A 6,597-nucleotide genomic window follows, 5' to 3' on the forward strand; every position below is an offset into this window, starting at 1 on the left:
GCAATTGCAATCAACCCATCGCCGCGATTCTGGACACTCGCAATAGCAACTTATCGAGCGTCAAGACGCGGGGTGTGGATGCGGACATTGACTACGCATTCGACACGGCCATCGGCGAGATTGGTTTGGGTCTGCGCGGCACTTACACGCTGGACTATGTAACTCAATTGACCGACACGGCCCCGGCCTACGAAGTCGTCGACACCTTGAACCATCCGTTGTCGCTACGCGTGGCGGGCACTGTTTCCTGGGCGCGGCAGGATTGGAAAGCGTATGCCACGGTCAACTACGCAGGTGGCTATCGGATATCGAGCACGGCGCAGCTCGGCAGCATCGGTTCCTGGACCACGGTCGATCTGAACCTGGGCTACCAGGTGACCAGTGACAATGCCTGGTTCAGCGGCACTCGCGTGTACCTGGGTGCGATCAATTTGTTCGACCGGGAGCCGCCGTTCGTGAACGTGGCCGGTGTGTTCGCCTACGACGGCGCCAACGCCACGTTGCTCGGCCGGCAGCTGAGCTTACAGATCATCAAGCAGTGGTGATTCGGCTGCTCATTGATACGCCGGGAATTTGAGCCGCTCGAACTTCAGGTCCAGCTGAATCAAATGTTGATTGCGAGTGACCGGAATGCACTTGCACAGCCGCTCATCGAAAAAATCTCGAAGCATCGGTGGGCGCGGCCGGGTGAAGTAGGACTCGTTGTTCTTCGCGCCCTCTGGTAGTCCCAACAGATCCAGATCGTCGCGCGTGGTGACCTCGCTGACCACGCAGGGAACATGAGTCACACCGTGAGCGCGAAGTGCATAAGCGCGATGGGTGCCGTTGGCCAACATGACTCGGTTGCCCATGCGCACGGCCCACATGACATTCACGCCGTAGCCGACGTAAACCGCCAGCACTGCGGCGGCGTTTCCATAGGGCTCATAGCCTGAGACATTGCGAGGATCGAGCGGCACAGCGCCGAGCACCCGTAAATCGTTGGAGCGCGATGAGAACGCGAAAGAATTCGATCCCAGCGCGTTCACGTGGACTGCTGGCGCTTCGCCGCGATCGCCAGCGGCGAGTTGCAGAATCTGTTGGTCGGTGGGCTTGGGCGGCAGCGTGTCGCGAATCGAGTTCGCGTAGCCGAGATTGACGTACTTCTGCCAGACGATCAGCCGATCCAGCTCGACATTGGCCCAGCGATGCGGCAGAAATTCCAGCGCCTTGCTGCCCTTGCTTTGGGCCAGCGTGTCATCCGCCTGCTTGGCTAGATGAGGTGCGAGGGGTTCGAGCGATTCCATTTCCACTTGCTTGGGATCTGTCGCCACTGCCTCTTTTAGGCGGGCATTGGCTTGACGCCATTCACGCGTCAGCGCCACGTCGTCGGCGCGTTGGCCGTCTGTCGAGCGCGTCTTTATATATCTCACGAACTCGTGGATCGGGGCGTGTCCCGACAGCACCAGGAATCGTTCGTTAGATAATTTTTGTGAGCTCATGAGACGGATCCTTCAGGCGGCCGCGCGCAGTTGGCTGGCCGACCACAACTTCAACCACACTTCGATGTTGAGCACGCGGGACAGCCGCGCCGGACCGCGGTCCAGTCCGGACGATCGGCCCGCCAGTGCCTGCTCCAGCTGGTTGCGGTGGAGCAAGCCGCTGGCGACCAATTGGCCGTTGAGCAGCAGGTCACTGATGAGCGCGTGGTTCTTCTTGACCACTTCTGCGGTGAACTCGCCTTGACCGCCTTTACTGCGGCGTCTGGCGATCTGCGGTGGCAGGTCGGGTGTGAACGCCAGCCGCTCGATCTCGCGGTCCCAACCGTTATGAGACAGCACGTAGCTCGGAATGCGTAGGCACAGCTCGACTACCGGTTGTGATAAGAACGGATATACGTAATCCAGGTGCGCGCCGGCAGCGAACGGCATGCCGGTGACGTTGCTGTCCATCAGATTCGCGATCTGCAACTGCTTGCCTGGCGGCACGTAACGCTCGGGGTCGTACCACGGTCGACTCTCGACTGCGGAGCCCATCAGCGCCAGCAGCGCCGGCTCATTCATCAGGATGTTGAAGCGTCGCGCGGCCTCGAGGCGGTCCCAACGATGACGGGTCAGGCCCTTCGCCAACGACTCTTGCAGAATGCTCCACACCGATTCGTTGGAGGTGGCTGCGGCGCTCGATGCCACTGTGAGCAGGTGCGGGCGCAGGCCGTGATCGTGGATGTAGTCGGCGCCGGTCAGGGCATATTCGCTTGGGCTGAACAATTGATCGCCATAGCTGCCGCCAAAAATAGCGGTGGCGCCGTTCTTCTGCGCCAGTCTCGCTTCAGGAAGTGCCTGGCCGAACTGTGTCAGATAGTTTTGCGGTCGCTCGGTGAGGCGCGATTCGAAAACGTCGCGCAGGTCGAGGTCCGGATCACGATGCATCTCGAGCAGTTCGCAACCGGCGTTGCGCGTCATCAAGCGGGCGAACTCGCGCTCATCGCAGTCGGCGCGATTGGAGTAGCGATTGACGCAGATGACGGTAGGTCGCGTCGGCGCAGTGGCGAGGCAGCTGAGCACGATGGATGAGTCGAGGCCGCCTGAGAGTCGCAGCTGGATGGTGCTATGGCACGATGCCCACGCATGCACGCAGGCGCGTACCGTCTTGCGAACATCGCTGGCTGCTTGCTCGACGTTCTCGATGCGCTCCGATCGAGCGATGTCGAGTGGATCCCAGTAACGCTGCACGTCATGCGTGCCTCGGCGGCCATCGAAGCGCGCACATTCGCCGTAGCGAAGCTCCGTGACTTCTTTCAGGCCGGTGTCACCGCTCTGTCGTCGCTTGCCCAGATGGCGAGCGACGTAGGTCATGTCGACCGAGAGCGATACATGCTTGGAGAAGGTGATGTCCTCGATCGCGGAGAAGAATATGTGGACGCCGCGAAACGAGGTTCGCAGGCAAGGCAGAGCGCCGAGTGGGCTGCGCAATACCCAGGTGTTGGACTGTTGCGGATCATTGAGGATGGCGACGTACGATCCCCAGTAGGACGTGATCAGCTCGCGACCTTCGCTGCGGAGGATTCGTTGGGTGCTCGCGTCATCAATACGACCGGACGCGAACGCCGTGACGCACGCTTCCTCGACCGGGTTGGTGAACAGCGTGCCAAGAACGATGCCGCGATGGTTCTCGAACCGGCGAATTTCTGGATGCAGCGAATTCGAGTCGCTGGCCAGCACGCATACGCCGGGAGCGCCAAACACCTCGGACCGGCCGATGCGCGCATCATTCAATAGCAAGTTCTTTGCTGTCCGCTGAGTCGAATCAGTGTCGTTCCACACCAGCGCGATGTAGTTGAGCATGGTTCAGATCACCAGAATCGGTGCGTATGTCTTGACGTAGTCCGCGGTGTAGTTCAGTGCGCAGGTGTCGTCTTGCACCCAGGCATGCGCCAGAAAGGGCCGGCCGCGAACGCCGAACACCAGCTGCGGATACAGATTCTGGCTGGCGAGGTAATTGACCAGCGTCAACGAGTCGAACAGACATTTTTCCTTTTGGGTGTACAGGAAGGGGCGCAGCCAGCAATAAACGCTCATCGCTTCGCGCAGGCGCGCTGGGTCGTTCACTACGGTCGCCGATTTTTTTCGGCGTTCGACGCCGGCGATCGCGGCCCCTAGCGAGCGCAGACGTAGCGTCGCCGAGGTACGGACGCACGCGAGAATGAGTGCAGCGGCGTAACGCAGTCGTTGTGCTGGCAACGGCAAGCGTTGGTCGCAGAGCGACGCTTCAGTCGGTTGGAGTTGCGCCTCCGTGACCGGCTTACCGTTCAGCGCGCTGGTGGTGAGAATGCCTCGTCGAGTCAGCTCGACGATGAGACGAGAGGCGCTTGGGTCCTGCGAATTCGCCGCGTCGGTGTCGCTCGGCGTTGCTTCGGTCCAGCCGCTCACTCGGTGACGAAGCGCGGCGACTTGGTCGAGATTCAAGCTCAAATATTGGTCGCGGCGTAGATCCAGAAGAATCACGCCGTCGCGGGTCTGGCGTACGTGAACATGATTGCTGAGTAGATAGTCCGTCACGATGAGCTCCGCTGTTGGGATGCTGGCGATGGGCTTGCGGATACGCGACACGTCTGACGCGTACCCGCAACGTGCGATCCGATTACGGGTTGTAGGTCATCGGTACGCCGGTGTCTGGATCCGTGACTAGAAGGCCGATCCCGCGAGTCTCTTCGGACGCCTTGCCGAGCACGACGATTTCGCTGTCGCTGTCGAGCTCTTCGGGCACGGACATGAAGTCAAATGGGCTCATTACAGTCTCCTCACGTTGATTGGCGGTTTGCACCGGCCGCTGGTTAGGCGACGCGAGTAGATGTACGCGGCGAGGGCGGAGCGTCAACGGAACCGAGCTCGGCTTTTTTTGCTGGACGGAATCGATTTTTAGCGCCGGCGTCGATACCACTGTCGATGGAGGAATATATCTAGGTCCATATCTGAGATTATTTGTGACGATATGGACGTCTCTTGGGCTGTACGGTCAGATATTTGTGGCCGCGGCGCGGCAAATATTTGCCGAAATATTTTGGCCGGCCCTGAACAGCGGTTAGCAGCGTGTGGCTTTCAGGGGAAGGCTTGCTTACCACGATGCGTGGTTGGTGACAGTGTATGGATTATTGGCTTATTGCCGCCGTTTACCAGGCTAGCGAGCGCTCCCATTTGTCATAATTGCCGTTTCGTCGTAAGTGCTGCTCCTAATGGGGCTTCCGGGGGTGATTTTTTACTCTGTCCCGGTCATGTATTGGGTGCTCTCTTCGTATGGGTCGCCGGAACGCTCGTGATCGATCGCCGGAGTTTTGGGGAAATCAAGGCAGCCTCGAGTTCTCGTGCCACGGAGGCGCGCGAGCTGCTTGCTGCCGACAAGGTCGTAGCCGGCTCCAACAATCGGTTCGCTCAATGGTTCAAGGACTGGCGCAAGCCGGTCCGGCACTGGCTGTCGCGGCGGGCCTCGGTGCCGGCCGCCGAACTCGACGACCTGGCGCAGGAAGTCTTTCTTCGACTGCTTCGTTACAGCGAAAAGACCGCGGTCGAAAATCCGTTGGGGTATCTGCTTCGCATCGCCGGCAATGTCGCCAGCGAATGGCGGGAGCGGGCGCGCGTTGCCAAACCGCACCAGCAGGGCTGGCTGGACGATTTGCTGATCGAACCCGATCAGGAACCGGAAAACTCCGTGTGTCAGGCGCGTACCGATGAGAACGTGCAGGCTGCGGTCGATAAGTTGCCGTTCCGCCAGCGCCAGGTGCTGTTGTTACGGGTCAACGAAGGGCTGACCTACAAGCAAATCGCCGAACGCCTCGACGTGTCACCGCGCATCGTGCTCAGGGATCTGTCGCGTGCCTACAGTCAATTGCGCATGCGCCTCGATCCGGAAGACCTCAAGTGACGGTACCACCCGAGGACCACACCACCATGCCCCCCGGATCGGAACGCACCCGTATCGTCAGCCAAGAGGCTGCGTACTGGTATATCCGTGGCAGCGACGAACGGGGCATGTCGCGGGCCGATCGGCAGTTGTTCGTGCAATGGCTGAAACGCTCGCCGGAAAACATCGCTGAGCTGTTGCGCGTCTCCGGCGTGGACGGCAAGTTCCCCGGGCTGCGGCTGCTCGAGCGCGTGGTCGAGTTCGACGATTCCAATGTGCTCGGCGTGGATTTCGGTTCCAGCGCCTTGCAATACGACTATCAACCCAGCGATAGCGTCGAAGACACCTCGCCTCGGCAAGCCGGCTTCCGCCCGGCCTGGGCGCTGGCCGCAATGCTAGGCTGCATCGCGCTCGCCTTCGTGCTCGCCTTCTCCCTGTTCGAGAGCGCTCCCGACGGCACCATCGAGACTGCCGCCAGCCAGTGGCAGCACATGACGCTGGAGGATGGCAGCACGGTTCATGTGGATGCTCGGTCGCGGCTCAAAGTCGAGTTTACCGAGCAACGGCGCGTCGTTTATCTGACTGAAGGTCAGGCGGTATTCGATGTCGAAAAGGATCCTCGGCGGCCGTTTACGGTGAGAACTCCTCTTATCGATGTCACGGCTGTCGGTACCAGGTTCGGCGTAGCCCTCGACTCTGGCGTGACCGCGACCGTTTCCGAAGGCACAGTGAAAGTCACCGCCCATGGCAACTTGAACGATCCGAAGGCGGTACTGCTCAAGGCGGGCCAGGAGTTGCAAGTCGGCGGCTCAGCCACCGTAGGCATCCCCGCATCTGATCCGCCTGCAGTGGATCTTTCCACCGTGCCCGTCATCGTGGTGGATGCAGACCGCAAGTTGGATTGGGCAAATGGCTGGCTACAATTCGAAGGCGAAACGATCGGCCAAGTGGTCCGTGAGTTCAATCGCCGCAATGTTCAGCAAATCCAGATCGTGGATGGCAGCATTGCCGACCGGCGGCTAGTGGGATACTACCGGCTGCGTGTGGACCGACCGGAGAGCTTGGCGAAGCTGCTCGAGAACCAGGAGGGTATCATCGTGACAAGAGATAGCTCTGGAAGTCAGTTGCGCCTGCAGTTGGAATGAGGGCCGGTGCTTTTGTGTCGATGGCGTTTGTCAGGGATGCTCGCCGCCGCGCTATGGATGGCGTGGGCTACACTCG

General features: G+C 60.3%; 7 protein-coding genes. 3 read left to right on the top strand and 4 right to left on the bottom strand.

Going from position 1 to position 6,597, the window contains the following annotated elements; all coding sequences use genetic code 11:
* Positions 1 to 545 (top strand): TonB-dependent receptor domain-containing protein (locus JNL55_RS35530; RefSeq protein ID WP_293866216.1); only part of this gene is annotated, 545 nt, incomplete at its 5' end.
* 9 nt (positions 546 to 554) lie between these two features.
* Here JNL55_RS35530 and JNL55_RS35535 read toward each other — a convergent pair.
* Genes JNL55_RS35535 through JNL55_RS35550 form a run of 4 tightly spaced genes read right to left on the bottom strand, consistent with a single transcriptional unit; the run spans position 555 to position 4,269 of the window.
* Positions 555 to 1,481 carry a hypothetical protein gene (locus JNL55_RS35535; RefSeq protein WP_293866219.1) on the bottom strand — a complete coding sequence of 309 codons (927 nt, stop codon included), beginning with the start codon at positions 1,479 to 1,481 and terminating at the stop codon, positions 555 to 557.
* A gap of 12 nt (positions 1,482 to 1,493) precedes the next feature.
* On the bottom strand, positions 1,494 to 3,323 hold the full coding sequence (locus JNL55_RS35540; RefSeq protein ID WP_293866222.1) for an asparagine synthase C-terminal domain-containing protein: 1,830 nt from the start codon (positions 3,321 to 3,323) through the stop codon (positions 1,494 to 1,496).
* A 3-nt stretch (positions 3,324 to 3,326) separates the two neighbouring features.
* Positions 3,327 to 4,088, bottom strand: a complete 762-nt coding sequence (locus JNL55_RS35545; protein ID WP_293866225.1) for a lasso peptide biosynthesis B2 protein — start codon at positions 4,086 to 4,088, stop codon at positions 3,327 to 3,329.
* Positions 4,089 to 4,119: 31 nt separating this feature from the next.
* Complete coding sequence (locus JNL55_RS35550; protein ID WP_293866228.1) at positions 4,120 to 4,269, bottom strand: hypothetical protein; 150 nt, start codon at positions 4,267 to 4,269, stop codon at positions 4,120 to 4,122.
* 522 nt (positions 4,270 to 4,791) lie between these two features.
* Between JNL55_RS35550 and JNL55_RS35555 the strand changes: the two genes are divergently transcribed.
* Both JNL55_RS35555 and JNL55_RS35560 read left to right on the top strand, forming a co-directional pair.
* On the top strand, positions 4,792 to 5,397 hold the full coding sequence (locus JNL55_RS35555) for an RNA polymerase sigma factor (RefSeq protein WP_293866231.1): 606 nt from the start codon (positions 4,792 to 4,794) through the stop codon (positions 5,395 to 5,397).
* Positions 5,398 to 5,423: 26 nt separating this feature from the next.
* On the top strand, positions 5,424 to 6,521 hold the full coding sequence (locus JNL55_RS35560; protein ID WP_293866234.1) for a FecR family protein: 1,098 nt from the start codon (positions 5,424 to 5,426) through the stop codon (positions 6,519 to 6,521).
* Positions 6,522 to 6,597 lie beyond the last annotated feature (76 nt).

The organism is Steroidobacter sp., from assembly GCF_016790065.1.
Taxonomy (GTDB): Bacteria; Pseudomonadota; Gammaproteobacteria; order Steroidobacterales; family Steroidobacteraceae; genus Steroidobacter.

Bases quoted from the DNA above. Each gene is read 5' to 3' on its own strand.
- JNL55_RS35535 (WP_293866219.1), bottom strand. From the start codon at position 1,481: ATGAGCTCACAAAAATTATCTAACGAACGATTCCTGGTGCTGTCGGGA.
- JNL55_RS35540 (WP_293866222.1), bottom strand. From the start codon at position 3,323: ATGCTCAACTACATCGCGCTGGTGTGGAACGACACTGATTCGACTCAG.
- JNL55_RS35550 (WP_293866228.1), bottom strand. From the start codon at position 4,269: ATGAGCCCATTTGACTTCATGTCCGTGCCCGAAGAGCTCGACAGCGAC.
- JNL55_RS35560 (WP_293866234.1), top strand. From the start codon at position 5,424: ATGCCCCCCGGATCGGAACGCACCCGTATCGTCAGCCAAGAGGCTGCG.